This is a genomic window from Mucilaginibacter agri (assembly GCF_009928685.1).
In the GTDB taxonomy this organism is placed as follows: Bacteria; Bacteroidota; Bacteroidia; order Sphingobacteriales; family Sphingobacteriaceae; genus Mucilaginibacter; species Mucilaginibacter agri.
Genome location: NZ_WWEO01000043.1, coordinates 412257 through 437430, shown reverse-complemented (window position 1 = coordinate 437430; position 25174 = coordinate 412257). Strand labels below are relative to the sequence as shown.

At 41.8% G+C, this 25174-nt stretch carries 36 protein-coding genes; 4 read left to right on the top strand and 32 right to left on the bottom strand.

From position 1 onward, the window contains the following. Window positions 1-75 precede the first annotated feature (75 nt). The 25 genes from rpsM to rplC form a co-directional block, all read right to left on the bottom strand. Window positions 76-453, bottom strand: coding sequence for a 30S ribosomal protein S13 (gene rpsM, locus GSY63_RS14845; RefSeq protein WP_166586597.1), 378 nt, complete (start codon window positions 451-453; stop codon window positions 76-78). A gap of 69 nt (window positions 454-522) precedes the next feature. Continuing rightward, window positions 523-639 carry a 50S ribosomal protein L36 gene (gene rpmJ, locus GSY63_RS14840; RefSeq protein WP_074487407.1) on the bottom strand — a complete coding sequence of 39 codons (117 nt, stop codon included), beginning with the start codon at window positions 637-639 and terminating at the stop codon, window positions 523-525. Window positions 640-648: 9 nt separating this feature from the next. After that, complete coding sequence (gene infA, locus GSY63_RS14835) at window positions 649-867, bottom strand: translation initiation factor IF-1 (RefSeq protein ID WP_090643449.1); 219 nt, start codon at window positions 865-867, stop codon at window positions 649-651. Window positions 868-937: 70 nt separating this feature from the next. Then, window positions 938-1723, bottom strand: a complete 786-nt coding sequence (map, locus tag GSY63_RS14830) for a type I methionyl aminopeptidase (protein WP_166586596.1) — start codon at window positions 1721-1723, stop codon at window positions 938-940. A gap of 16 nt (window positions 1724-1739) precedes the next feature. Next, the gene (gene secY, locus GSY63_RS14825; RefSeq protein WP_166586595.1) at window positions 1740-3095 is read right to left on the bottom strand and encodes a preprotein translocase subunit SecY; all 1356 of its coding nucleotides are present in this window, start codon (window positions 3093-3095) and stop codon (window positions 1740-1742) included. A gap of 6 nt (window positions 3096-3101) precedes the next feature. After that, the gene (rplO, locus tag GSY63_RS14820) at window positions 3102-3548 is read right to left on the bottom strand and encodes a 50S ribosomal protein L15 (protein WP_166586594.1); all 447 of its coding nucleotides are present in this window, start codon (window positions 3546-3548) and stop codon (window positions 3102-3104) included. A gap of 2 nt (window positions 3549-3550) precedes the next feature. After that, the gene (gene rpmD / locus GSY63_RS14815; RefSeq protein ID WP_166586593.1) at window positions 3551-3730 is read right to left on the bottom strand and encodes a 50S ribosomal protein L30; all 180 of its coding nucleotides are present in this window, start codon (window positions 3728-3730) and stop codon (window positions 3551-3553) included. Between the two features lie 5 nt (window positions 3731-3735). Continuing rightward, window positions 3736-4254, bottom strand: a complete 519-nt coding sequence (gene rpsE, locus GSY63_RS14810; RefSeq protein ID WP_166586592.1) for a 30S ribosomal protein S5 — start codon at window positions 4252-4254, stop codon at window positions 3736-3738. Window positions 4255-4267: 13 nt separating this feature from the next. Continuing rightward, window positions 4268-4618, bottom strand: a complete 351-nt coding sequence (gene rplR, locus GSY63_RS14805) for a 50S ribosomal protein L18 (protein WP_166586591.1) — start codon at window positions 4616-4618, stop codon at window positions 4268-4270. A gap of 5 nt (window positions 4619-4623) precedes the next feature. Continuing rightward, window positions 4624-5181, bottom strand: coding sequence for a 50S ribosomal protein L6 (gene rplF, locus GSY63_RS14800; protein ID WP_166586590.1), 558 nt, complete (start codon window positions 5179-5181; stop codon window positions 4624-4626). A 19-nt stretch (window positions 5182-5200) separates the two neighbouring features. Then, window positions 5201-5599 (bottom strand): 30S ribosomal protein S8, encoded by a 399-nt coding sequence (gene rpsH / locus GSY63_RS14795; protein WP_166586589.1) that lies wholly within the window; start codon window positions 5597-5599, stop codon window positions 5201-5203. A 162-nt stretch (window positions 5600-5761) separates the two neighbouring features. Then, entirely contained in the window at window positions 5762-6031 is a 270-nt protein-coding gene (gene rpsN, locus GSY63_RS14790; RefSeq protein WP_166586588.1) for a 30S ribosomal protein S14, read from the bottom strand. Continuing rightward, window positions 6024-6593, bottom strand: a complete 570-nt coding sequence (rplE, locus tag GSY63_RS14785) for a 50S ribosomal protein L5 (RefSeq protein WP_166586587.1) — start codon at window positions 6591-6593, stop codon at window positions 6024-6026. Before rplE ends, rpsN begins: the two co-directional genes overlap by 8 nt. Beyond that, window positions 6593-6934 carry a 50S ribosomal protein L24 gene (rplX, locus tag GSY63_RS14780; protein ID WP_166586586.1) on the bottom strand — a complete coding sequence of 114 codons (342 nt, stop codon included), beginning with the start codon at window positions 6932-6934 and terminating at the stop codon, window positions 6593-6595. Before rplX ends, rplE begins: the two co-directional genes overlap by 1 nt. 2 nt (window positions 6935-6936) lie before the next feature. After that, window positions 6937-7305: a 50S ribosomal protein L14 gene (gene rplN / locus GSY63_RS14775; protein WP_067059744.1), complete on the bottom strand. Its 369-nt coding sequence runs from the start codon at window positions 7303-7305 to the stop codon at window positions 6937-6939. Window position 7306: 1 nt separating this feature from the next. Then, window positions 7307-7561, bottom strand: coding sequence for a 30S ribosomal protein S17 (gene rpsQ, locus GSY63_RS14770; protein ID WP_166586585.1), 255 nt, complete (start codon window positions 7559-7561; stop codon window positions 7307-7309). Window positions 7562-7579: 18 nt separating this feature from the next. After that, window positions 7580-7789, bottom strand: coding sequence for a 50S ribosomal protein L29 (gene rpmC, locus GSY63_RS14765; RefSeq protein WP_166586584.1), 210 nt, complete (start codon window positions 7787-7789; stop codon window positions 7580-7582). Between the two features lie 92 nt (window positions 7790-7881). Beyond that, window positions 7882-8304: a 50S ribosomal protein L16 gene (gene rplP, locus GSY63_RS14760; RefSeq protein WP_166586583.1), complete on the bottom strand. Its 423-nt coding sequence runs from the start codon at window positions 8302-8304 to the stop codon at window positions 7882-7884. Between the two features lie 46 nt (window positions 8305-8350). Further along, window positions 8351-9241, bottom strand: a complete 891-nt coding sequence (rpsC, locus tag GSY63_RS14755) for a 30S ribosomal protein S3 (protein ID WP_166586582.1) — start codon at window positions 9239-9241, stop codon at window positions 8351-8353. A gap of 6 nt (window positions 9242-9247) precedes the next feature. Continuing rightward, window positions 9248-9676 carry a 50S ribosomal protein L22 gene (gene rplV, locus GSY63_RS14750; RefSeq protein WP_166586581.1) on the bottom strand — a complete coding sequence of 143 codons (429 nt, stop codon included), beginning with the start codon at window positions 9674-9676 and terminating at the stop codon, window positions 9248-9250. Between the two features lie 3 nt (window positions 9677-9679). After that, window positions 9680-9946: a 30S ribosomal protein S19 gene (gene rpsS, locus GSY63_RS14745; RefSeq protein ID WP_166586580.1), complete on the bottom strand. Its 267-nt coding sequence runs from the start codon at window positions 9944-9946 to the stop codon at window positions 9680-9682. Next, entirely contained in the window at window positions 9946-10770 is an 825-nt protein-coding gene (gene rplB / locus GSY63_RS14740; RefSeq protein ID WP_166586579.1) for a 50S ribosomal protein L2, read from the bottom strand. The genes rpsS and rplB overlap by 1 nt, the downstream gene beginning before the upstream one ends. 8 nt (window positions 10771-10778) lie before the next feature. Continuing rightward, on the bottom strand, window positions 10779-11069 hold the full coding sequence (gene rplW / locus GSY63_RS14735; RefSeq protein ID WP_166586578.1) for a 50S ribosomal protein L23: 291 nt from the start codon (window positions 11067-11069) through the stop codon (window positions 10779-10781). Between the two features lies 1 nt (window position 11070). Continuing rightward, the gene (rplD, locus tag GSY63_RS14730; RefSeq protein WP_166586577.1) at window positions 11071-11700 is read right to left on the bottom strand and encodes a 50S ribosomal protein L4; all 630 of its coding nucleotides are present in this window, start codon (window positions 11698-11700) and stop codon (window positions 11071-11073) included. A gap of 1 nt (window position 11701) precedes the next feature. After that, on the bottom strand, window positions 11702-12319 hold the full coding sequence (gene rplC, locus GSY63_RS14725; RefSeq protein WP_166586576.1) for a 50S ribosomal protein L3: 618 nt from the start codon (window positions 12317-12319) through the stop codon (window positions 11702-11704). 331 nt (window positions 12320-12650) lie between these two features. Here rplC and GSY63_RS14720 point away from each other — a divergent pair, with 331 nt between their 5' ends. Further along, window positions 12651-14531, top strand: a complete 1881-nt coding sequence (locus GSY63_RS14720) for a M1 family metallopeptidase (protein ID WP_166586575.1) — start codon at window positions 12651-12653, stop codon at window positions 14529-14531. A 94-nt stretch (window positions 14532-14625) separates the two neighbouring features. Here the strand turns inward: GSY63_RS14720 and GSY63_RS14715 are convergent, their stop codons facing one another. Then, a complete protein-coding gene (locus GSY63_RS14715) occupies window positions 14626-15906 on the bottom strand; it encodes a prephenate dehydrogenase (RefSeq protein ID WP_262887367.1) in 1281 nt (426 codons plus the stop codon). A 139-nt stretch (window positions 15907-16045) separates the two neighbouring features. On the opposite strand from GSY63_RS14715, the gene GSY63_RS14710 reads away from it, so the two are divergent. Next, complete coding sequence (locus GSY63_RS14710) at window positions 16046-16843, top strand: hypothetical protein (RefSeq protein ID WP_166586573.1); 798 nt, start codon at window positions 16046-16048, stop codon at window positions 16841-16843. Between the two features lie 91 nt (window positions 16844-16934). After that, window positions 16935-17087: a hypothetical protein gene (locus GSY63_RS14705; RefSeq protein ID WP_166586572.1), complete on the top strand. Its 153-nt coding sequence runs from the start codon at window positions 16935-16937 to the stop codon at window positions 17085-17087. A 133-nt stretch (window positions 17088-17220) separates the two neighbouring features. On the opposite strand, the gene GSY63_RS14700 is transcribed toward GSY63_RS14705, so the two are convergent. Further along, window positions 17221-19596, bottom strand: a complete 2376-nt coding sequence (locus tag GSY63_RS14700) for an ABC transporter permease (protein WP_166586571.1) — start codon at window positions 19594-19596, stop codon at window positions 17221-17223. Between the two features lie 226 nt (window positions 19597-19822). Here GSY63_RS14700 and GSY63_RS14695 point away from each other — a divergent pair, with 226 nt between their 5' ends. Continuing rightward, window positions 19823-20272 carry a hypothetical protein gene (locus GSY63_RS14695; RefSeq protein ID WP_166586570.1) on the top strand — a complete coding sequence of 150 codons (450 nt, stop codon included), beginning with the start codon at window positions 19823-19825 and terminating at the stop codon, window positions 20270-20272. Between the two features lie 184 nt (window positions 20273-20456). Here the strand turns inward: GSY63_RS14695 and rpsJ are convergent, their stop codons facing one another. The 5 genes from rpsJ to GSY63_RS14670 all read right to left on the bottom strand — a co-directional run bounded on the left by rpsJ (window position 20457) and on the right by GSY63_RS14670 (window position 25143). Next, the gene (rpsJ, locus tag GSY63_RS14690) at window positions 20457-20762 is read right to left on the bottom strand and encodes a 30S ribosomal protein S10 (RefSeq protein WP_022830652.1); all 306 of its coding nucleotides are present in this window, start codon (window positions 20760-20762) and stop codon (window positions 20457-20459) included. Window positions 20763-20893: 131 nt separating this feature from the next. Continuing rightward, window positions 20894-23005, bottom strand: coding sequence for an elongation factor G (gene fusA / locus GSY63_RS14685; RefSeq protein WP_166586569.1), 2112 nt, complete (start codon window positions 23003-23005; stop codon window positions 20894-20896). Window positions 23006-23093: 88 nt separating this feature from the next. Further along, window positions 23094-23561: a 30S ribosomal protein S7 gene (gene rpsG, locus GSY63_RS14680; protein WP_166586568.1), complete on the bottom strand. Its 468-nt coding sequence runs from the start codon at window positions 23559-23561 to the stop codon at window positions 23094-23096. Between the two features lie 19 nt (window positions 23562-23580). Then, window positions 23581-23994: a 30S ribosomal protein S12 gene (rpsL, locus tag GSY63_RS14675; RefSeq protein ID WP_107826625.1), complete on the bottom strand. Its 414-nt coding sequence runs from the start codon at window positions 23992-23994 to the stop codon at window positions 23581-23583. A 270-nt stretch (window positions 23995-24264) separates the two neighbouring features. Next, complete coding sequence (locus GSY63_RS14670; RefSeq protein ID WP_166586567.1) at window positions 24265-25143, bottom strand: tetratricopeptide repeat protein; 879 nt, start codon at window positions 25141-25143, stop codon at window positions 24265-24267. Window positions 25144-25174: the final 31 nt, after the last annotated feature.

The window sequence follows — 25174 nt, the reverse complement described above, 5'->3', positions numbered from 1 at the left end:
TTAGTTATTCCAGATTTAAGATGCTCGAAAGATATTTTCCATATCTAAGATCCCGCATCTCATATCTATCTATTATTATTTAGTAGCTTTTTTCTTGTTAGCAACTGTCTTACGTTTACCTTTACGGGTACGAGAGTTGTTTTTAGTACGCTGACCACGCAGAGGTAAACCTTTACGGTGACGGGTACCACGGTAACAACCGATATCCATTAAACGTTTGATGTTCAGTTGCACTTCAGAGCGTAATGCACCTTCTACTTTAATCTGATCATTGATGATACCACGAATGGCAGCTAATTGCTCATCGGTCCAATCTTGAACTTTAACATCATAACTGATGCCAGCTTGGTTCAAAATGCTTTGTGCGGTTGTACGACCAATACCGTAAATGTACGTTAGTCCGATCTCGCCTCTCTTATTTCTTGGTAAATCAATACCTGATATCCTTGCCATATTTGTAATTTGTTTTTAAAGTAACGTCCGAACGGCGGCTACCGTTGTACGGCCATTACAAAGTTCTTGTTATCCCTGACGTTGTTTGTACTTAGGATTCTTTTTGTTGATAACATAAAGTTTCCCATTACGACGGATGATTTTGCAATCAGCACTACGCTTTTTGATCGATGCTCTAACTTTCATCTCTGTTAATTATTTATATCTGTAGGTTATTCTTCCTTTACTCAAATCGTATGGGCTCATTTCCAATTTCACTCTGTCGCCAGGCAAAATTTTAATGTAGTGCATACGCATCTTTCCTGATATATGCGCAATTATCTCGTGGCCGTTTTCCAGTTCAACTCTAAACATTGCGTTCGACAATGCTTCCCTTATTGTTCCGTCTTGCTCAATCGAAGATTGTTTGGCCATATTTTATTGATAATTACTTATTTATCCACCCCTAAAGCGGGATGCAAAATTAAAAAAAATATTTGATATATTATTTTTTTCTTTCTAAAATTTCATTTATATATGAAAATGTAGAAAGGATATCCGGCTGGCCCTTTTTAACGGCTACCGTGTGCTCATAATGCGCTGATGGTTTGCCATCGCTGGTAGATACCGTCCACCCGTCATTCCAAAACTTCACATTGGCTTTACCAGCGTTAATCATTGGTTCTATTGCAATTACCATTCCTTCTTCCAGTTTGGTACCGGCACCGCGTTTACCATAGTTAGGTACTTCGGGTTTCTCGTGCAACGCAAGGCCCACACCGTGGCCTACCAATTCTTTAACTACACCAAAACCATGCTTTTCAGCATGCTCTTGCACAGCATAGCCAATATCACCTGTACGCATGCCGGCAACGGCCTTTTGTACACCAAGCACTAAACACTCCTGCGTAACACGCATTAATTTCTTAGCCTCTTCACTAACCTCGCCAATGGCAAAAGTATAAGCAGAGTCGCCGTAGTATTTATTAAGGATAACACCACAATCTACAGAGATCAGGTCGCCTTCCTTTAATTCCTGCTGGCCTGGAAAACCATGCACAACCTGGTCGTTAGGCGAAATGCACAACGAATAAGGGAAGCCATGATAATTAAGGAAAGCAGGGACACCGCCATTGTCGCGGATAAACTCTTCGGCAAGCTTGTTTAAAGCTATAGTTTTAACACCTGGAGCGATAACCTTAGCTACCTCTCCAAGTGTTTTTGAAACAAGTAAAGAACTTTCTCTTATGAGCTCTATCTCTTCGATAGTCTTATAATGGATCTTTGCCATGTTAAATATTTCAGTACTAGATAGCCGGAGGCGTAGTGCCAGCGGCAGTAGGTATTGCAGTGCGGCCCTTAATTCTACCGGTTTTCATCAAACCGTCATAGTGGCGCATCAGCAAGTGACTTTCAATTTGTTGTAATGTATCCAATACTACACCTACAAGGATGATCAGTGATGTACCACCGAAGAACCTTGCAAACTGGCTGTTAATGTGTGCCAGGTTAGCAAGAGCAGGTATAATAGCGATCATCGCTAAAAAGATAGATCCCGGTAAAGTGATCTTAGAGATCACATCATCAATAAAGCTAACTGTAGCATCGCCTGGTTTAACACCTGGTATAAAGCCGCCGTTCTTCTTCATATCATCCGACATTTGTTTCGGATTTACAGTGATAGCTGTATAGAAGTAAGTGAACAGGATGATCAGGATCGCAAATACTAGGTTGTGTAACCATGAGGTATAGTTTGATAACAGGATCAGCACTGTGCTTGATGCCATTTTAGGGAAAAACGAAGCAATTGTAGTTGGGATAAACATTAAAGCTTGCGCAAAAATGATCGGCATTACACCGGCAGCGTTAACCTTTAACGGGATGTACTGGCGCACACCACCATATTGTTTGTTACCAACAATACGTTTTGCATACTGCACAGCAATTTTACGGGTACCTTGTACAACAAGGATAGTAAACATTACTACAGCAATAAGCGCTACGATCTCTACAATGAAGATCAATAAACCACCACTGTTGGTATCAGTTACCCTTGAGCTAAATTCGGTTACGATAGCCGAAGGAAGCTGAGCAATAATACCCACCATGATAATTAATGATATACCGTTACCGATACCTTTATCAGTGATTTTCTCACCTAACCACATTACAAATAATGTACCTGCAGTTAATACGAATACCGAAATGATATTGAACATAGTTGCACCTAACACCGGGCTAATAGCTTCTGGAGCAATCTGGGTACGGATGTAACCGATAGCTTGCGCAGCAGTAATAGCGATGGTTAGGTAGCGGGTCCACTGGTTTAATTTGTTGCGGCCACTTTCGCCCTCTTTTTGCAACTTGGTAAAATAAGGCACAGCAATACCCAATAACTGCACCACGATAGATGCAGAAATGTAAGGCATTACCCCTAAAGCAAAAATGGATGCACGAGAGAATGAGCCCCCTGCAAACATATTTAATAAGCCTAACAAGCCTTCTTTAGCACGCGAAGAGTTTAAAGAAGCCGGATCAACGCCAGGCAGTACAATAAATGATCCTACCCGGTATATTAAAAGAAATAAGAGTGTGTTAATAATACGCACTCTTAAATCTTCGATTTTCCAGATGTTTGATAATGTGGTGAAAAATCTTTTCATTGAAAATTATAACTTAACGATGGAACCACCGGCTGCTTCAATAGCTTTTTGAGCTGTAGCTGAAAACGCATGAGCTGTTACATCAAGCTTTGCTTTCAGTTCGCCACGACCTAAAACTTTGATCAGGTCATTTTTAGAAGCTAAACCGTGCTCTCTAAATGTATCGAAATTAATAACATTTACAGCATGTTTATCTGCTAATTGTTGTAAAGCATCAAGGTTAACGCTTACGTAATCTACGCGGTTAGGGTTTTTAAAGCCCACCTTAGGCACACGGCGTTGTAATGGCATCTGACCACCTTCAAAACCAACTTTAGTTGATGTACCTGAACGTGAACCAGCACCCTTGTGACCACGTGTTGACGTGCCACCTTTGCCAGAACCGGTACCACGACCGATTCTTTTGCTATCTTTTATGGAACCTTTTGCAGGTTTCAGATTACTTAAATTCATGATTAAATATTTTCGACTGCTACCAAATGATTAACTTTTCTAATCATGCCGATAATAGCATCATTAGCTTCAACCTCTACGCTGTGGTTGATTTTTTTCAAACCTAAAGCGGCTACGGTTCTTTTCTGACGTTCGCTTCTGTCGATAACGCTTTTTATTTGTGTTATTTTGATCTTGGCCATGATAATTATCCGTTAAATACTTTACCTAAGTTAACACCGCGGTGTTGAGCTACGGTATAAGCATCGCGCATTTGCGCTAAAGCGTATACTGTTGCTTTAACCACGTTGTGTGGGTTTGATGAACCTTTTGATTTAGCAAGTACGTTATGTACACCTGCTGATTCTAATACTGCACGCATTGCACCACCTGCGATTACACCGGTACCGTTTGCTGCTGGTTTTAAGAATACAAAACCACCAGAATATTTACCGATTTGCTCGTGAGGGATAGTGTTATTGATGATAGGCACCTTTACAAGGTTTTTCTTTGCATCATCGATACCTTTAGCAATTGCTTCAGTTACCTCTTTTGCTTTACCTAAACCGTAACCTACAACACCATTTTCATCGCCTACAACCACAATGGCTGAGAAGCTGAAAGTACGGCCACCTTTGGTTACTTTGGCAACACGTTGTATGCTAACCAAACGATCTTTTAATTCAATCTCGCTGGTTTTTACTCTTTTAACATTTATTGTTGACATCTCTTTGCTTCAATTAAAAATTTAAACCGCCTTCACGTGCACCGTCAGCCAGTTGTTTAACACGGCCATGATACAAGTAACCATTTCTGTCAAACACTACAGCAGTGATGCCTGCAGCGATTGCTTTCTGGGCTACCAGTTTACCTACAGCAGCTGATTGCTCGCCTTTAGTACCTGATGCAGAAAAATCTTTTGACAAAGATGATGCTGATACTAGTGTTTTTCCGTTAACATCGTCGATGATCTGGGCATAGATACCCTTGTTGCTTCTGAATACAGATAAGCGCGGACGCTCTACCGAACCTGAAAGATGCTTTCTGATCCCTTTTTTAATTCTGTCTCTTCTTGATAATTTAGCTGCCATGACGATTATTTTTTAGATGCTGATTTACCTGCTTTTCTTCTTAATACTTCACCTACAAACTTGATACCTTTACCTTTATATGGCTCTGGTGCACGTAGTGAACGTATTTTAGCGGCTACCTGACCGATCAATTGTTTATCAATTGATTCGAGAATAATAGTTGGGTTTTTACCCTTTTCAGCAGTAGTTGATACTTTAATTTCTTTAGGTAATTCAAACACGTAGTGGTGAGAAAATCCCAACACTAAATCAAGTGTGTTACCAGTGTTAGTAGCGCGGTAACCCACACCTACAAGCTCTTGTTCAAGCTTGTAACCTGTTGTTACACCAACTACCATGTTGTTTAATAAAGCGCGGTATAAACCGTGTAATGCTTTATGGCGTTTTTGATCAGAAGGGCGTACTACTACGATGCTTCCGTCTTGCTGCTCGATTTTGATATCGGCATCTACCGCCTGTTGTAATTCACCTTTAGGGCCTTTAACAGTTACCAGGTTATCTTCTGATACTGTTACTGTAACGCCTGCAGGGATTGTTATAGGTGCTTTTCCTACTCTTGACATTGCTTAATTCCTCCTGTTATTAATAAACGAAGCATAAAACTTCACCACCTACATTCTGTGCGCGTGCCTCTTTGTCGGTCATAACGCCTTTTGAAGTTGATAGGATGGCAATACCCAAACCATTTAATACACGTGGCATATTAGCTGTGCCAGCGTATTTTCTTAAACCTGGCTTACTAACGCGCGAAATAGTGCGGATAGCCGAAATTTTGGTTACCGGGTGATATTTCAAAGCAACTTTGATAATACCTTGAGGGCCATTTTCCTCAAATTTGTAATTTGCAATGTAACCTTTGTCGAAAAGCACTTTAGTGATTTCCTTCTTCAGATTAGATGCAGGAATTTCAACAACCCTATGGTTGGCTTTAATAGCATTCCTTACTCGTGTAAGATAATCTGCGATTGGATCTGTATTCATTTTTTATAAAAAATTGATGGTGGTTTCCTTTCCGGCCTATCCGGAACGACCTTCCATCGGTTAATCGTATTTCGAATATCGACTCTCGATATCGAATTTATTTTTATGAGCAAATCGGATTCCGAAATTGAACATTCGAAATCCGAAATCCTGATATGTTTTTTACCAGCTTGCTTTTTTAACACCCGGGATTTTGCCAGCTAAAGCCATTTCACGGAATGTTACACGTGAAATACCAAACTGACGCATATAACCTCTTGGGCGACCGGTTAATTTGCAACGGTTGTGCAATTTAACTGGTGATGCTGCTTTAGGTAATTTATCTAAAGCGATATAATCACCTGCTGCTTTAAGGGCTGCTCTTTTCTCAGCAAATTTTGCTACTAACTTAGCACGTTTTACTTCGCGTGCTTTTACACCTTCTTTAGCCATTGTTAACTGGAGTTTGATTTTTAAATGGTAAACCAAATTGTTTCAACAACTCTAATGCTTCAACATCATTTGTTGCCGAGGTTACAAAGGTAATATCCATACCCATAATTTTATTGATCTTGTCAATGTTAATTTCTGGGAAAATGATTTGCTCTGTGATACCTAATGTATAGTTACCGCGTCCGTCAAAACCTTTATCGTTGATACCTTTGAAGTCACGGATACGTGGCAGGGCAACAGCAATTAAACGGTCTAAAAATTCGTACATGGTATTATCGCGTAAAGTTACACGTACGCCTACCGGCATGTTTTTACGCAATTTGAAGTTAGAGATATCTTTCTTAGACTTAGAAGATACTGCTTGCTGGCCGGTGATAGTTGTTAACTCGTTGATGGCAACATCAATAAGTTTTTTATCAGTGGTGGCAGCACCAACACCCTGGTTGATAGCAATTTTTTCAAGCTTAGGAACCTGCATTACGCTTTTGTACTGAAACTTTTCTTTCAGTGCGGTGCGGATCTCTTCCTTGTATTTTGATTTTAATCTTGGTGTGTAGGTCATTACTTAATTTCCTCCCCTGATTTTTTAGCAACTCTTACCAATTTACCTGCATCGTTCTTTTTGCGGCCAACACGGGTAGCTTTACCTGTTTTTGGATCAACCAAAGCAAGGTTAGAGATGTGGATAGCAGCTTCTTGTTTAACGATACCACCGTTAGGGTTTGCAGCGTTTGGCTTAGTATGTTTAGATACCAGGTTAACACCTTCAACCGTAGCGCGGTTCTTAGCTAAGTTAATTTCAGTTATTTTACCTTGTGAACCTTTAGAGTCACCAGCTATTACCGTTACTAAATCGCCTTTGCGGATTTTAAGTTTCGGTTGTGCGTTTTTCTTTCTTTCCATTGTTACAATACCTCCGGTGCTAATGATACAATCTTCATAAATTGTTTTTCACGCAGCTCTCTTGCAACTGGGCCGAAGATACGTGTACCTCTTGGTTCGTCCTGGTTGTTTAATAACACGGCTGCATTATCGTCGAAACGGATATATGAACCATCTTTGCGGCGTATTTCCTTTTTGGTTCTAACCACTACGGCTTTAGATACGGTACCTTTTTTAACGTTACCTGATGGTATCGCGCTTTTAACGGTAACTACGATCTTGTCTCCTATAGAGGCATATCTCTTGCCGGTACCACCTAACACACGGATCACTAAAACTTCTTTAGCGCCACTGTTATCGGCTACATTCAATCTTGATTCCTGTTGTACCATCTTATTTAGCCCTCTCTAAAATTTGAACTAATCTCCAGTTTTTGCTTTTGCTCAACGGGCGTGTTTCCATAATCAATACGGTATCACCAATACCACAAGTATTAGTTTCGTCGTGAGCCATAAATTTGGTAGTCTTTTTCAAGAATTTACCATAAATAGGGTGTTTCACCTTACGTTCCACAGCTACAACAATAGATTTATCCATCTTATTGCTAACAACCAGCCCTGTACGTGTTTTTCTTAAATTTCTTTCCATTGTCTTCGACGCTGTTAATTATTCTTTTTCAGAAGCTGACGCCGCTTTGCGCTTGGTTAATTCCGTATTTAAACGAGCAATATCCTTACGTACCTTAGTGATACGGGTTGGGTTTTCAATTGCCGAAACAGCGTGAGCAAATTTCAACTTAGTGAGATTGTTCTTTTCCTCGCCAATTCTTGCCGTCAGCTCCTCAGCCGAAAGCGCTAAAATTTCTGAGTTTTTCATGTCTTTATTTTAATTGTAAGTTGTAATGAATTAAGTTGTAGGTTGTAAGTATTACTTATGTACCATACAACTTAAAACTTAAAACTCAATAATTATGCCTCTGCGTAATCTCTGCGCACTACAAAACGAGTTTGTACTGGCAGTTTCTGTGCTGCCAGGCGCAGAGCTTCTTTGGCAACTTCTAAAGGCACACCTTCGGCCTCAAAAATGATACGTCCCGGGCGTACAACTGCTACCCAATATTCGGGAGCACCTTTACCTTTACCCATACGTACCTCTGCAGGTTTTTTAGTTACAGGCTTGTCAGGGAAAATCCTGATCCACACCTGGCCTTCACGTTTCATGAAACGTGTTACAGCAATACGTGCAGCCTCGATCTGACGGCTGGTGATCCATGCCGACTCGAGTGATTTTACACCGAAAGATCCGAATGAAAGCTCAGCACCACGGGTGGCTAAACCTTTCATCCTGCCTTTTTGCATCTTTCTGAACTTCGTTCTTTTTGGCTGTAGCATTATGTTAAGCTTTTTATGTCGTTAAAACGATGTCTTCTCGACTTGATTATCTATTACCACCTGGACGGTTGCCACCACCTTGACGGTTTTGACCACCTGGGCGATTACCGCCACCACGTTGGTTGTTATTACCTGGACCTCCGCTGTTTCTGCGATCGCCACCTTGGCCACCTCTACGGTCGCCGCCTCTGCGATCACCACCACCACGGTTATCTCTGTCACCACGTGCGCCGAATGCTGCTGCGCCTTCAGGACGACCGCCCTTACCGCTGCTGCTGCTTGATGCACCAATGTTTGGAGAAAGATCACGTTTGCCGTAAACCTCGCCTTTGCAAATCCATACTTTAATACCTATTTTACCATAAGTAGTTAAAGCTTCAGCCAAAGCATAGTCAATATCAGCGCGGAAGGTATGTAACGGAATCCTTCCCTCTTTATATTGCTCGGTACGGGCCATCTCTGCTCCGCCTAAACGGCCAGACGTCATAATCTTGATACCTTCAGCACCCATTCTCATGGTTGAAGCTATCGAAGTTTTCATGGCACGACGGAATGAAATCCTTGCTTCTAATTGCTTAGCAATACCTTCAGCAACCAGTTGCGCGTCAAGCTCAGGACGTTTGATCTCGAAAATGTTAATTTGAACATCCTTTTTAGTCAGTTTCTTTAACTCTTCTTTGATCTTATCAACTTCCTGGCCGCCTTTGCCAATAACGATACCCGGACGGGCAGTATGTATAGTAACGGTAATACGTTTTAATGTACGCTCAATAACTACTTTAGATACGCCGCCTTTTGCGATACGTACAGAAAGATATTTGCGGATTTTTTCGTCTTCAACTAATTTATCAGAGTAGTTGTCACCGCCGAACCAATTAGAATCCCATCCTCTGATGATACCTAATCTGTTTCCTATTGGATGTGCTTTTTGTCCCATTTTAAATTAATTGTTTTCGTTTTTACTATCCACAATAAGTGTTACGTGATTTGAGCGTTTGCGGATACGGTATCCACGGCCTTGCGGAGCAGGACGAAGTCTTTTTAACTGACGGCCACCGCCTACAGAAACTTCTTTCACGAATAAACCACTATCCTCTACACGTTTGCCTTCATTTTTTGCTTCCCAGTTTTTGATAGCTGATAACAATAATTTCTCAACACGTATAGCTGCTTCTTTATTAGTAAACTTTAATGTATACAAAGCTTGCTCTACATTCATACCGCGAATCAAATCAACTACTAAGCGCATTTTGCGCGGAGAAGTTGGGCAGTTTTGCAGTTTAGCGATAGAAGCGCCGCCTACAACAGCTTTTGCAGCTTCTTTCTGTTGTCTGATTAATACAGACTTTTTGATTTTAGTTGTTGCTTCCATGCCTTATTTTTTCTTTTCTGCGTGACCACGGAATGTACGGGTTGGTGCAAACTCTCCCAGCTTGTGACCCACCATGTTTTCTGTTACGTACACAGGGATAAACTTGTTACCGTTGTGTACTGCGAATGTATGACCAACGAAGTCAGGAGAAATCATGGAACGGCGTGACCATGTTTTTACAACTGATTTTTTATTTGATTCATTCAGGACAAGAACTTTTCTTTCCAGGTTGAAATCAATATAAGGTCCTTTTTTAATTGAACGAGCCATTATTTTTTCCTTCTTTCAATGATATAACGATCCGATGTTTTCTTTTTGTCACGAGTTTTGTAGCCTTTAGCTAATAAACCTTTACGTGAACGAGGGTGACCTCCTGATGAACGGCCTTCACCACCACCCATAGGGTGATCGACAGGGTTCATAGCAACACCACGTACTCTTGGTCTGCGGCCTAACCAGCGCTTGCGGCCAGCTTTACCTAACACCTCGTTTGCTTTCTCGGCATTTGAAACAGTACCGATGGTAGCAAGGCAGGTAGCCAGGATCATGCGGGTTTCGCCAGAAGGCAATTTGATGATAGCATATTTGCCATCACGTGCCGACAGTTGTGCGTATGTACCTGCAGAGCGAGCGATTGTGCCACCCTGACCAGGATTAAGTTCAATGTTGTGGATGATTGAACCTAGAGGGATGTTTTTTAACGGCAGGGTGTTACCTACTTCAGGGGCTACTGCCTCACCTGATAATACGGTTTGTCCTACTTGTAATCCTTCTGGAGCGATCATGTAACGTTTTTCACCATCTGCATAAACAAGCAGGGCGATACGTGCTGAACGGTTTGGATCGTACTCAATAGTGGCAACATTTGCGGGAATGTCAAATTTGTTGCGCTTGAAGTCGATCAATCGGTATGATTTCTTATGTCCCCCACCGATATAACGCATGGTCATTTTACCGGAATTGTTACGACCACCTGATTTTTTGTGCGATACAACCAGTGACTTCTCAGGCACATTGGTTGTTACGTCCGAATAATCGGCACCTACTCTGAAGCGGGTACCCGGCGTAACCGGTTTAAATCTTTTAACTGCCATCTCTCTTTTTATATTGTGCTATAAAAATCTATTGTTTCTCCGTCTTTCAACGAAATAACCGCTTTCTTATAAGTAGCAGCACGGCCAGATACGGCGCCTGCTTTAGTGTTGCGGGTTTTCAGTTTTCCGACATATTTCATGGTATTTACCGCTGTAACGTTAACACCATACATGTTTTCAATTGCAGATTTGATCTGGATCTTGTTAGCTCTGTGATCAACCTTGAAAACATAACGATTAAGTTTCTCAGTTAACTGAGCTACTTTTTCTGTAAGTAAGGGTTTCTTTAAAATTTCCATATTACTTAGCGAAAGCTTCCTCCAAAGTTTTAACAGAACCTGAAGTCAAAATCAATTTACCAGCGTTTAACACATCATAAGTGTTTAACTGATCAGCTGTGATCACTTTGGTTTTTTTCAGATTTCTGCTTGATAAATACACATTGTTATTTGCTGCAGGCAGTACTAACAAAGTTTTTTCGTTAGTTAAGTTTAAGTCAGCAAGTAATTGGATGTAGCTTTTAGTTTTAACAGCGTCAAAGCTAAAGTCTTCCAATACCACTACATTGCTATCCTGAGCTTTGTATGACAAGGCTGATTTACGAGCCAGTGATTTAAGCTTTTTGTTTAATTTAAAGCTATAGTCACGAGGCTGAGGACCGAAAACACGACCACCACCATTAAATAATGGAGATTTGATGCTACCGGCACGTGCACCGCCTGTACCTTTTTGTTTATGTAATTTGCGGGTTGAACCAGCAATTTCATTACGTTGTTTTGATTTGTGCGTACCCTGACGCTGATTTGCCAGATATTGTTTAACATCCAGGTAAATAGCGTGATCGTTGGGCTCGATACCGAATACCGAATCAGGAAGTTGCACCTTGGCACCTGTTTGCTTACCTGATACATTTAATACATTAACTTCCATCTTATTTATCAACGATTACGAATGAACCCTTAGCGCCAGGAATAGATCCCTTAACCACCAACAAATTTTGTTCTGGGTAAACCTTAACAACTTCAAGGTTTTGAACCTTTACACGAACGTTACCGGTTTGACCAGCCATACGCATACCTTTAAATACGCGTGAAGGCCATGAAGATGCACCCAGTGAACCTGGAGCTCTTAAACGGTTATGCTGTCCGTGAGTTTGCATACCCACACCGCCAAATCCGTGGCGTTTCACAACACCTTGAAAACCTTTACCTTTTGAGGTACCTACTACATCAACAAAATCACCTGAGTTGAAGATATCGACAGTAACGGTGTCGCCTAAATTCTTTTCGTCCTCAAATGTTTTGAATTCTACAAGCTTGCGCTTTGGTGTAGTACCGGCTTTTTGGAAGTGACCTTTCAAAGGAGCAGAAGTGTTCTTCTCCTTTTTTTCATCATACGCCAACTGGATTGCAGCGTATCCGTCTGATTCTACAGACCGTACTTGTGTTACTACACAAGGACCAGCTTCGATTACAGTACACGGAATGTTTTTTCCGGCTTCATCGAAAATACTGGTCATCCCTACTTTTTTACCAATAATTCCTGACATTTTCTTTTTGTTTTTATTTTGCCCATCGAAGCAGTAGGGCTTCGTTCAAGGCATTAGTTCCCCCTAAAGGGACGGCAAAGATAGGAATTATTAATTAACTCTCAAACACTTACGGAATTATTTTTTCATTAATTTTAGAGCTAACGTTTTGTAACTCAAATAGCATTGGGTTCGCTATCGCCATTGTTAGCACCGATTAGGAATCCGGTTAAGGTGCATCGTGCAAAGGTGCATTTGCAATTTCATTAAACAAGGGGCGCAAAAGTATAATTATTACGTTAATTTGCTATAGTTATTTATTAAAATTGCCAAAAAACTATTAACCCCTCATATGTACAAAAAGCTTCTTTTAAATGCTGTGCTGTTGTTTACAGTAGCTGCAGCATCGGCCCAGGCATTATATATGCCGCGTGATATAAAACGCGCTTATAGAAATGCAACACGCTCATTAGATGGGCGTCCCGGAAAAAATTACTGGCAAAATCATGGCATCTACAATATCCATGTAACCGCCAGCGCGCCCGATCGTAACATTAAAGGCACCGAGGCCATAACCTATATTAATAACAGCCCCGACACGCTGAAAAGCTTAAACATGAAGCTGATCATCAACGTACACCGCCCGGGAGCTGTAAGGATGAGCCCTGCTTCTGCCGATTATTTAACTACTGGCATGCAGATAGATACCTTTAAAGTTAACAACACCGCCATTCCCTGGAATAACAAAACCGCGGCAGCTACTAATCAATCGGTTAGATTAACACAACCTTTAATGCCGCACGATTCTGTTAAGCTTAACATTGCCTGGCATTACCAGATCTCTAAAGAAAGTAACCGCGAAGGAATGATAGATTCTACTACCTATTATCTCGCTTATTTCTACCCTCGTGTTTCTGTTTATGACGATTATAACGGATGGGACCGCCTGCCGTTTAACGATGCTTTGGAGTTTTATAACGACTTTAACGACTATACTTTAGCCGTAACCGTACCTAAAAATTACCTAGTTTGGGCAACCGGTACACTACAAAATGCTAAGCAAGTATTACAACCCGAATATCAGAAACGCCTCGAAGCTTCTTTCACCAGCGATTCTACTATTCATGTAGCCACAGTAGAAGATCTGGCTAAGAAAAACATTACCGCGCAAAACCCTACCAATACCTGGGTATGGACAGCCAATAATATTACCGATGTAGCTGTTGGTATCAGCGACCATTATGTATGGGATGCCGCAAGCACTGTGGTAGATGAAAGTACCCATCGCCGAGCCAGCATGCAGGCCGCATTTTTAAATAGCGCTGAAGATTTTCATCATTCCGTTCAGCATGGTCGTAACAGCTTAAGCTGGTTATCGCACAACTGGCCGGGCATTCCCTACCCTTTCCCTAAAATGACTGCATTTCAAGGTTTTGCAGATATGGAATATCCAATGATGGTGAACGACAGTCACCAAAGCGATGTGCATTTCGCACAGTTTGTGCAGGATCACGAGATAGCACATACTTACTTCCCCTTCTATATGGGTATCAACGAAACCCGTTATGGTTATATGGACGAAGGCTGGGCAACTACTTTCGAATTACTGATCGGAACCTCCGAGGTTGGTAAAGAGGCTGCGGAGAAATTATACAAAGGTTTCCGCGTAAACCGCTGGATTCATGATGCTTCCACTGCTCAGGATTTGCCGGTAATTACCCCAACCAGCGAACTGGGCAGCGGTGCTTTAGGCAATAACGAATATGGCAAGCCATCATTAAGCTACCTGGCTTTAAAAGACATGCTTGGCGATGAGTTATTTAAAAAATCCCTGCATACTTATATGGATAACTGGCATGGCAAACACCCTATCCCGTGGGATTACTTTAACTCGATGAATAGTGGATCGGGCAAAGACCTTAACTGGTTCTTTAACAACTGGTTCTTCACTAATTATTATAATGATTTAGCTATCGACAAGGTAACCACCAACGCGAGTAAAGGTGCGCAAGTGGATATCAGAAACGTTGGTGGTTTTGCTATTCCGTTTGATGTAGTAGTTACCTATGCCGATGGCAGCACCAAAGCCTTCCACCAAACGCCAATTGTTTGGCAGCACAACCAAAAGGCGGTAGTAATTAACCTGACCGGCAACAAAGAAATCACAGCTATTAAGTTAGATAACGGTATTTTTATGGATGCCGACGAAAGCAACAACAGCTGGACGAAATAGAGTCAGGAATCGAGAGACAAGAATCAAGATTTCAACGCATAAATAAGAAAAGCGGCCTGGTTAACGGGTCGCTTTTCTTATTCTATCGAAGGAATTAATCCATCATCAACCTTCTAATTAATTCTGCACTCTGCTTCTTGCCTTCTTCTAATCGATCAGCAAAGAAAGTTTGCACGTCGTTGAAATGTTTTTTGTAGCCCTCCATATCGCCGTAACCTATGATAGAACTCCATTCGCGTACTGCAGAATGAAACTCCAGATCATCGCCACGGATCGTTTTATCATATAGAGCGGTTTCTATCGACTCTTCGAGCAAGTCCTCATTTTTAAACAGATATTCGGCAATACCTAAACGCAAACGGAATGGAGGCGTTTGGGCAATGAGGTTATCGTAAGGGTTTACGCCCAGGTGATACCATGCATCCACCATACTTAATATACTAAGGTGCGAGTTTGGCTTGGGATGCATGTTGCTATCCGCCAATGAGAAATCTTTCATCACCTGATCATTAAACATAATAAGCTTACGGCTTTCGTGGAATACAAAATCGCGCGCTTTGTAAATGCGTTCGCGGAAAGTCTTCTCCTCTTCCATAATCATCAGCTTAAACAACTCCGATTCGGACAGGGCATAACGCTTTACCTGTTGGCGTGCATACGGATTCAGGATAGCCAAACCAGCATAAACGTGCGCCTTATAGCTGAATATTCGCAGGGTGGTAAGGATTTTTACATTATCAATACCTCCGTTATACGATGCATTATCCCAGGGAAAAAAGCCCGCGGCCTTCCACGCGGTACCCATACTTTCGAAACCGACATGGGTTACAGCCTGGGTATCGGCTACTATCTTGTCGTGTTCGTGATAGTCGGGTAGCTCTACAACATCGGTACCCAGTTTAGTAAACAGGTCGAGCATGCGTTGATAAGCCTCATCATCACTGCGGTGTCGAATCAGGATCAGCTTTTGTCCGCGTGGCTCGAAACCGGGTCCGTGCATTGCATGGAACGTGATGATGTTAACATCCGGCGCCAGGTACTTCTCGAATGTGGTAACCTCTATCGATTTAACGGAAGTTTGCCCTGCAACAATAGCATTAGGCTTTATAGCTTGATAAGATAGCGCTACCACCTGCTCCAACTTCTCCGCCTCTACCGAATAGATAAGCAGATCGCTTTTTGCAGCGACTTCTGTCCCGTTATCCAAAATTTCGATCTGGAAACCCGAAAGGTCCTCTTCCAGTTTCTGGCGATTTTGGGGCAGGTCGCAACCGCAAACCTGGTAGCCTGCTTTAGCAAATGCTTTAGCATACAAACGGCCCATATCGCCCAAACCAATAATCCCGATATTCATGCCGCTAATATAAGTACCCAGGCGATAAGCAGTAGCAATACCGCATTAAATACACAATTTTAGTACTATTAAAGAAGTTTTAATAACTTAGTAGAACTTGCGAACACCCATTTACGTTTACACGGGAATGACAAAATGCAGTACTTATAAATTACCTACTATGAATAACAAGCTGTTTTTTAAAGGTTTAATTGCGGCAGCGCTAATCACTGTTTCCACTCAATTTGCTTTTGCACAAGACAGTACTCAAAAGGCTGCCGTTGCGAAGTCACCAGTGGTATACAAGCCCAAGCCTACCAACACCCAACAAACTACTGCACAACCTGTTAGCGGCGTAAAACCCGCAGCAACCAATCCGGCAGGTACTTACCCTGCCAAGCCGGCTCCAACTACTGCGTTACCTGTTGCAGCTACACATACTTATGTACCAGCGGGTCCCGTTGAACCTAATGATCGCAGCATAAACGGCCAATATCAATTTTTACTGAACCGAACTTACGGCTACCTGCGCCCGGTGGTAGCTGCCTTTTATAAAAGTGTGTCGGACACGCTTGCCTTCGAGCGTAAAAAGATTAAACCTTTGCAGGCCAACGTTGCCAGTTTAAACGATAGCGTAGCTACCCTGTATAAACAATTAGCATCGCAAGAGCAACATCTCAATCTATCAACAGAAAGGGTAGATACCATTAGTTTGCTGGGAATCGACATGACCAAATCTGCCTACAATACTTTAATGTGGGGCTTGGTTGTTGCCTTTGGCGCAGTTGCTGCATTTATCATTATCCGCTCGGGCAGTTACAGCCGCGAAGCCAAATACCGCATTAAATTATACGAAGATCTGGACGAGGAATACAAAACTTATAAAGCCAAGGCCAACGATAAGGAAAAGAAACTTGCCCGCGAATTGCAAACCGCACGCAATAAACTCGAAGAGCTGACAGGTAACCCGGGATACTAGTTCTTAGAATCAAGAGACAAGAATCGAGAATCAAGATAATCTCAAACAATAAAAAATGCTTTCAGTTATTACCTGAAAGCATTTTTTATTTATGGAATTTCAAATCGGCGATTTTGTATCAACCCCACGCGGTAATGGGTACATTAATGATATTATTGAAAACGAAATTATTGTAGACCTCATAGACGGCGACGATCACCGCGAGATGTTCGATGTGTCGCAGGTGGCGTTGTTGGAAGAGTAAATAAATCTCAAACCGTCATCCTGAACTTGTTTCAGGATCCCACATGCTAAGTATGCAGTATACATAACAAATTATCCTAACTTATGGGATGCCGAAACAAGTTCGGCATGACGGCTCAATGAAAGGAATAGTTTTACTCCGACCTTAAACTCTTCACCGGGTTGGCCACAGCAGCTTTGATAGATTGGAAGCTTACCGTTAACAAGGTAATTGCCATGGCACCAAAACTGGCTGCTGCAAATATCCACCAGGATATTTCGGTACGATAATCGTATGCTTTTAACCAGTCGCTGAGGTAGTACCAGGCAAGTGGAATGGCGATAATGCACGATATAATAACCAAGCCCAGGAAATCTTTCGATAGCATACTCCATAAGTTATAAACCGATGCACCAAGCACCTTACGCACGCCTATTTCTTTAGTACGCTGTTCTGCCACAAACGAGGCCAGACCGAACAGACCAAGCGACGAAATAAAGATGGCCAGTATGGCAAAGAATGTCGCCAGGTTACCGATACGTTCTTCATCTGCAAACTTGTGGGCATACTCATCGTCTATGAACTTGTAGCTAAATGGGCTTGCCGGGTTATACTTCTTAAATACAGGTTCTATTCTGGATAAGGCAGTTGCAACAGCCATGCTTGGCTTTATCTTCATGGTAATAACATTACTTGCCCATCCATAGTCTAAAGTAAATATAGTAGGCATAGGCTCCACATATGGCGAATTTGCTACCATGTTCTTGATTACCCCTCTCACAATATAGGTTTTACCATTCCATTTAAGAGTTTCGCCCACCAGGTTTTTAATACCAATTAATTTTACTGCAGCCTCATTTACCAACAAACTGGCCGTGTCGGTAGCAAAGCTTCTCGAAAAATCGCGACCATCTTTAATCTGCCAGCCAATAGTTTTGCCATAATCATGCGTTACGGCCACAATACCAAATATGGGGTTGGTAGATGGATTCTTGCCTTTCCAATCAAAGCCTATCTGATTGCTCCAGATATCTGTTGACGGGCTCGATGACTCGGACATATTTTCTAAGGCACCTGTTTTAAGCAGGTCGCCCCGTAGCGCATCATAATGTCCTTTCAAATCTGGTGTGTTTACATCAATGGTAATTAGGCCTTCGCGGGTATAGCCTACCGGTCTGTTTTTAGCAAACTGAATTTGCTTAAAGACAATAATAGTCCCAATAATTAGTGTAACCGAAACCGTAAACTGTATTACCACCAATACCTTACGCGGCAGGGCAGCAAATCTTCCTGTTTTAAACGTCCCCTTTAATACCTTAACTGTATTAAAACCCGACAAATAAAAAGCCGGGTAACTCCCTGATACTATCCCCGTAAGTAAAGAAAATGCAAGGCATAGCAGCCAAAAAGGGCCATTCTCCCACGGAAACATCATTTGCTTATTGGCGAGGTTGTTAAACATCGGCAAAAACAGCATTACGATAATCATCGCGAAAACAAAAGCGATCAATGCCATCATAACAGATTCGCTTAAAAACTGCGCAATCAATTGCTGGCGTACCGACCCTATAGCTTTACGGATGCCCACCTCTTTGGCGCGCTTTTCTGATCGCGCTGTGCTAAGGTTCATGAAGTTAATGCAAGCCAGTAACAATACAAAAACGCCTATAATACCAAATAACCACACGTACTGGATTCTCCCGCCAACTAATTTGCCCTCTTCAAAATGGCTATACAAGTGCCATTTATCCATCGGATGCACCAGCAGCCATTCATTACCTTCTTTAAAATGATCGTGCGAAAGAGCCCTTATTTTAGCAGTTACTTTATCAAAGTCGGCATGGTCGCTTAACTGAACGAACAATTGTGTACTGTGATCGCCCCAATTTGTTTCTGCTCTTTTAAAATAGGGATCAGAACCTACCAGTTTATCCCACGAAAGAAACATATCCACATCATTGAAAGTAGAATTTCGCGGTGGGTTTTCATATACACCCGCTACTTTCAAATCCATTTTATTATTAAGCCGCACAGTTTTCCCCATGGGGTTAGTATTTCCAAACAACGCTTTTGCAGCAGATTGTGTTAACAGAACAGATGACGGATCTTTTAACGCATCAAGATTTCCCTGCACCATTTTAAGCGTCAACATTTTAGGAAAATCAGCCTCTACCCACATGCCCTTTTGCGACACTTTGTTTTCACCCGAACCTATTATTAAGGTTTCGTTCCACGAAGCATGGCTTATGTATTTAAAGTCTGCCGGGTATTTATTTTTCAGCTCAGGAGCAACAGGTAACGACATCGATTGCCCCGTAGTGGTACGCCCGTCGAAAGTTTGGGTAACCATAACCTGGCCCACCCGGTCGTGATTTTGATGATAGTGATCAAAAGACAATTCATCCCAGATCCACAATCCAATTAAAATGGCAACGGCCATGCCTAGAGCCAAACCCAGGATATTAATAGATGAGTAAATCTTATTTTTAATAAGGTTACGCCAGGCTATTTTGAAGTAATTTTTCAGCATGGTTTATTAAGGTTAAATAATTGTGCGCTTAAAATGATAGTAATTAAAAGCCAAGACAATACCACATATATAATTACCTTATAATCAAATATTTAAATGTTTAGTCTATGAAACTAGTGTACGGTTTTGATACAACAGCTGTTCGTTGATGAACGGGTGAGTAATTAGTCGGCTCGAACTTTTAGCTAAGAAAATGATTATTATTGAAAACGCAGCTATAGAATAAATGAAAGCCTTTCTTTTTGGGTGGAACCCCATCAAATTTAAATTGGAAGATATTAATGATGACATTAAAACCCTTGCAGCCACCGGCAAGCTGGAAGAAGATTGGAGCGTAGCCAGCCATAAAACCATACAGATTGGCGACAGGGCCTATATTGTGAGGGTTGGTATTGAACCTAAAGGCATATTTGCGTCGGGCTATGTAGCCTCCGAACCTTACCTGGCTTACCGCAATGGCCGGCATTATTACCGCGTGGCTGTAACGCTCGACGTGTTACTTAATCCCGATGAAGAACGGATTCTCACCCTGGATATTTTAAAAACCGGTAACCTAGCCTTACAAACCTGGACGCCCCAGGCTTCTGGTATATCCATTAAACCAGAGTTAGTTGACGAATTGGAAGGTTTATGGTTAAATTTTCTGGAGAACAGGGATAGCGGTGAGGATTACTGACGATGCCACGAATGTCTTCCTCCCATTCTGTCATTCCGAAGTACGAGGAATTTTCTGCTTCAGTCAAGTAGACATGCGTATCGAAGAGGATTCTTCAATATCGTTCAGAATGACAAGTTCGCTCAAAACAACAAAGGCCACCTTTTGCAAGGCAGCCTTTGTAATATCGGATCTTCCGGTACTATCACACTTTGATCTCTACTTCAACACCACTTGGAAGCTCAAGTTTCATTAAAGCATCAACAGTTTTAGAGTTAGAACTGTAGATGTCTAATAAACGCTTGTATGAGCAAAGTTGAAATTGCTCACGCGCTTTTTTGTTTACGTGCGGAGAACGTAATACTGTAAAGATTTTCTTTTCAGTAGGTAAAGGAAGCGGACCGCTAACTACAGCGCCGGTTGGCTTTACTGTCTTAACGATTTTCTCAGCTGATTTGTCAACCAGGTTGTAATCGTAAGATTTCAGTTTAATTCTGATTCTTTGGCTCATTTTGTTTGTTTTATAACCGCCGGTAAGAGCTATTTATTACCGACAGTTGGTTTATTTGTTATTGAGTTATTAAGTTACTGAGTTACGATTAACTTAATAACCTGATAACTCAGTAACCTTAAACTTTATAATTACGCAATAGCGCCTTTAACTCTGCCTTTTGCTTTAGCAACAACTTCGTCTTGTACGTTACGAGGTGCTTCAGCATAGTGATCAAACTCCATAGTTGAAGTTGCACGGCCAGAAGTGATAGTACGTAATTGAGTTACGTAACCAAACATCTCTGAAAGTGGCACTGTTGCTTTAATAACCTGCGCACCGTTACGAGTGTCCATACCTAAAAGCTGGCCACGACGACGGTTCATGTCACCGATAACATCACCCATGTTTTCTTCTGGGGTAAGGATCTCGATTTTCATGATCGGCTCTAACAATACTGGTTTACATTTTGGCAATGCCTCGCGGTATGCAGATTTAGCAGCGATCTCGAAAGATAACGCATCTGAATCGACAGCGTGGAATGAACCATCAATTAATCTAACTTTTAAGTTAGTTAATGGGTAACCAGCTAATACACCGTTTGACATTGAAGCTGCAAAACCTTTCTCTACAGATGGGATAAACTCACGAGGGATTGAACCACCAGTGATTTCGTTTACGAATTGTAAACCTTCTTTACCTTCATCAGCAGGAGAAACAACGATTTGGATATCAGCAAATTTACCACGACCACCAGTTTGTTTCTTGTAAGTTTCGCGGTGTTGAGTAGTACCGGTGATAGACTCTTTGTAAGCTACTTGTGGAGCACCTTGGTTAACCTCTACTTTAAACTCACGTTTTAAGCGGTCCATGATGATATCTAAGTGAAGCTCGCCCATACCTGAAATTACAGTTTGGCCGGTCTCTTCGTCAGAGTTTACACGGAAGGTTGGATCCTCTTCAGCTAATTTACCTAAAGCTAAACCTAATTTATCAACATCGGCCTGAGTTTTAGGCTCAATTGCCAAACCGATAACCGGCTCAGGAAATACCATTGACTCTAACACGATTGGGTGTTTTTCGTCGCAAAGGGTATCACCAGTTTTGATATCTTTAAAGCCCACTACCGCAGCAATATCACCAGCACCTACGTTAGGAATTGGGTTTTGCTTGTTAGCGTGCATTTGGAATATACGAGAGATACGCTCTTTATTGTCAGAACGCATGTTGTGTACATATGAACCAGCATCCAGGTTACCAGAGTAAACACGGATAAAGCATAAGCGACCTACGAATGGGTCGGTAGCAATTTTAAATGCTAACGCTGCAAATGGCTCTTTAACATCCGGTTTAACAATAACTTCTTCGCCAGTGTTAGGGTTAGTACCAACAACACCTTTTGAATCCATAGGTGAAGGCAATAACTCCATTACATAATCAAGCATGGTTTGTACACCTTTGTTTTTGAAAGATGAACCGCAAGTCATCGGAACGATTTTACCTGCTAAAGTAGCCTGACGTAATGCATCTAATACTTCGCGCTCAGTGATGGTAGTTGGATCATCAAAGAATTTCTCCATTAATGTATCGTCAAACTCAGCAACAGCTTCAAGTAATTTTTCTCTCCACTCGTTAGCTTCGTCAACCAAATCATCAGGGATAGGCACTTCAGTAAAGGTCATACCTTTATCGTGCTCATTCCAAACCACACCACGGAAGTTGATCAAATCAACCACACCTTTAAAGCCATCTTCAGCACCGATAGGGATTTGCAATGGTACAGCGTGGCTGCCCAGCATATCACGTACTTGCTTAACAACTTTTAAGAAATCGGCACCAGAACGGTCCATTTTGTTAACGAAACCGATACGAGGTACGTTGTAGTTGTTAGCCAAACGCCAGTTAGTTTCTGACTGAGGCTCAACACCGTCAACAGCCGAGAAAAGGAAAACCAGACCATCCAGTACACGTAACGAACGGTTTACCTCAACGGTAAAGTCCACGTGGCCCGGGGTGTCAATTACGTTTACCTGGTATTTGTTACCACGGTAGTTCCAGAATACGGTAGTTGCAGCAGAGGTAATGGTAATACCACGCTCTTGCTCCTGCGCCATCCAGTCCATAGTAGCAGCACCTTCGTGTACCTCACCAATTTTGTGGCTCACACCAGCATAGTAAAGGATACGCTCGGTTGTAGTGGTTTTACCAGCATCAATGTGAGCGGCAATACCTATGTTTCTTGTATATTTAAGATCTCTTGACATGTCTTTTTTTGTTATTGAGTTATTGAGTTATAAGTTATTGAGCTACTTAGATAACCCAATAACTTAATAACCTATAACTTAATTTTTCTTAGAAACGGAAGTGTGAGAACGCTTTGTTGGCTTCAGCCATTTTGTGCGTATCTTCTTTTTTCTTAACGGCAGCACCCTCGCCTTTAGCAGCAGAGATGATCTCGCCAGCTAATTTCTCCATCATGGTTTTTTCACCACGACGACGTGAGTAGCTGATTAACCATTTCATGCCTAAAGCTACTTTACGCTCAGGACGAACTTCTGTTGGAACCTGGAAGTTAGCACCACCCACACGGCGAGATTTAACCTCAACAGCCGGCATAACATTGTTTAATGCTTTTTTCCAAGTTTCTAAACCGTTTTCGTTAGTTTTTTTCTCAACTATCTCAACAGCGTTATAGAAAATGCTGTATGCGGTAGATTTTTTACCATCATACATCATGTTATTTACGAACCTGGTTACCAAAACATCATTGAATTTTGGATCAGGAAGAAGGATTCTCTTTTTTGGTTTTGACTTTCTCATTGTTACTATCCCCCTTTAATTATTTCTTTTTACCTTTTGCAGGTGCAGCAGCTGCCTGACCTGGTTTAGGACGTTTAGTACCATATTTAGAACGACGTTGGTTACGGCCGTTTACACCTGATGTATCTAATGCACCACGGATGATGTGGTAACGTACACCTGGTAAATCTTTAACCCTGCCACCGCGGATTAACACGATTGAGTGCTCTTGTAAGTTGTGACCTTCACCTGGGATGTAGGCATTCACCTCTTTACCATTGGTTAAACGTACACGCGCAACTTTACGCATTGCTGAGTTTGGTTTCTTAGGGGTAGTGGTGTATACACGGGTACACACGCCTCTTCGCTGTGGACAGCTGTCCAACGCTGGTGACTTACTCTTGTCAACCAGAGCTACTCTACCTTTTCTAACTAATTGCTGAATAGTAGGCATTTCTTCCTTTTAATATTTACAGTTTTATCCTTATTTTAAGGACTGCAAAAGTACGCACTTATTTTCTGATTTTCAAGAGGTTCGTGAAAGTTTTTTTCTTAAACAGGCCAGCAACTGCGAGTTAGCCTCGCAATAAAGCAAAAAACTGCCATTATGCAGTAGCTGTGGTAGTTATGATTTTGTTAGGAGGAGGTTATTGTGTTATTAAGTTATTGTGAAATTAAGCACCGCTGCCCCATAGCCGTTATTATACCAGGAACGAACTTCGGACTAAAATCCCAGACTTACGATATGCTTATAAACTGCTGAATTAAGCGGCGCCCATAGTTTTGCTTTTTTACCCCACTCCTGGTATGAGTCAGTCTCTCCTTTAAATTTGTAAACCTGTGCCAGGTTAATAGCCATTTCGCTCTTCTGCGAATCGGCTTTATCGCCTAAAACATCTATACCTTTTTGGTAGGTGGTAATCGCATCGTCGTAATCTTTTTTGCCAAGATAAGCGTAACCCAGCTCGCGGTAAAACATGCCATTATCGGGCTCGTTCTTTATAGCCTCTTGCAGTATCGTTATGCTCCGGTCGTATTGATTAAGCTCATTGCAGGCGTAAACAAACTCGAACGTAAGCCCGCTGTAGTTGGGATTTTTCTGATAAACCTTTTCGAGATAAACCAACGCACTGTCGCACTGGCGGGCTGCATTAAAGTTAAAACCCCTCCTGAAATCACGATAAGCTTCATCGTGCGAGATCGTATAATAGCTTTTCACCCATTCGGGCTCGGCCGTAATTTTGAGCTGGGCGTAATGAATGAGCGGCACCAATGCCACCAACCTTGTATTTGACTCCAGGCGATAGTTTGTAATACTATTCTTAGGCGTGGCAGCGCTATCCAATATAAAGTTCTTATCCTCGTCTATATAAAAGGCGCCTTGCAAACGGAAAGTAAACCCTGCTTGCTCATCCATGTAAATATATCCAAAGGCATAGTTTTTAGCATCAGCTGCTTTAGGGAATATCACCCATTTCTTTTCGCAGGTGGTGAAGGGCCGGTCGAAAATGAAGTCGTAGTCTACCATGGCGCGCGGGTGTTGCTGCTGCGCCTGGGCAAAATGAACTATAGCAATAAAAACGATAAGAATGAGGCGTTTCATTAAATGAAGTTTGTATCTAAGTTAACCACAA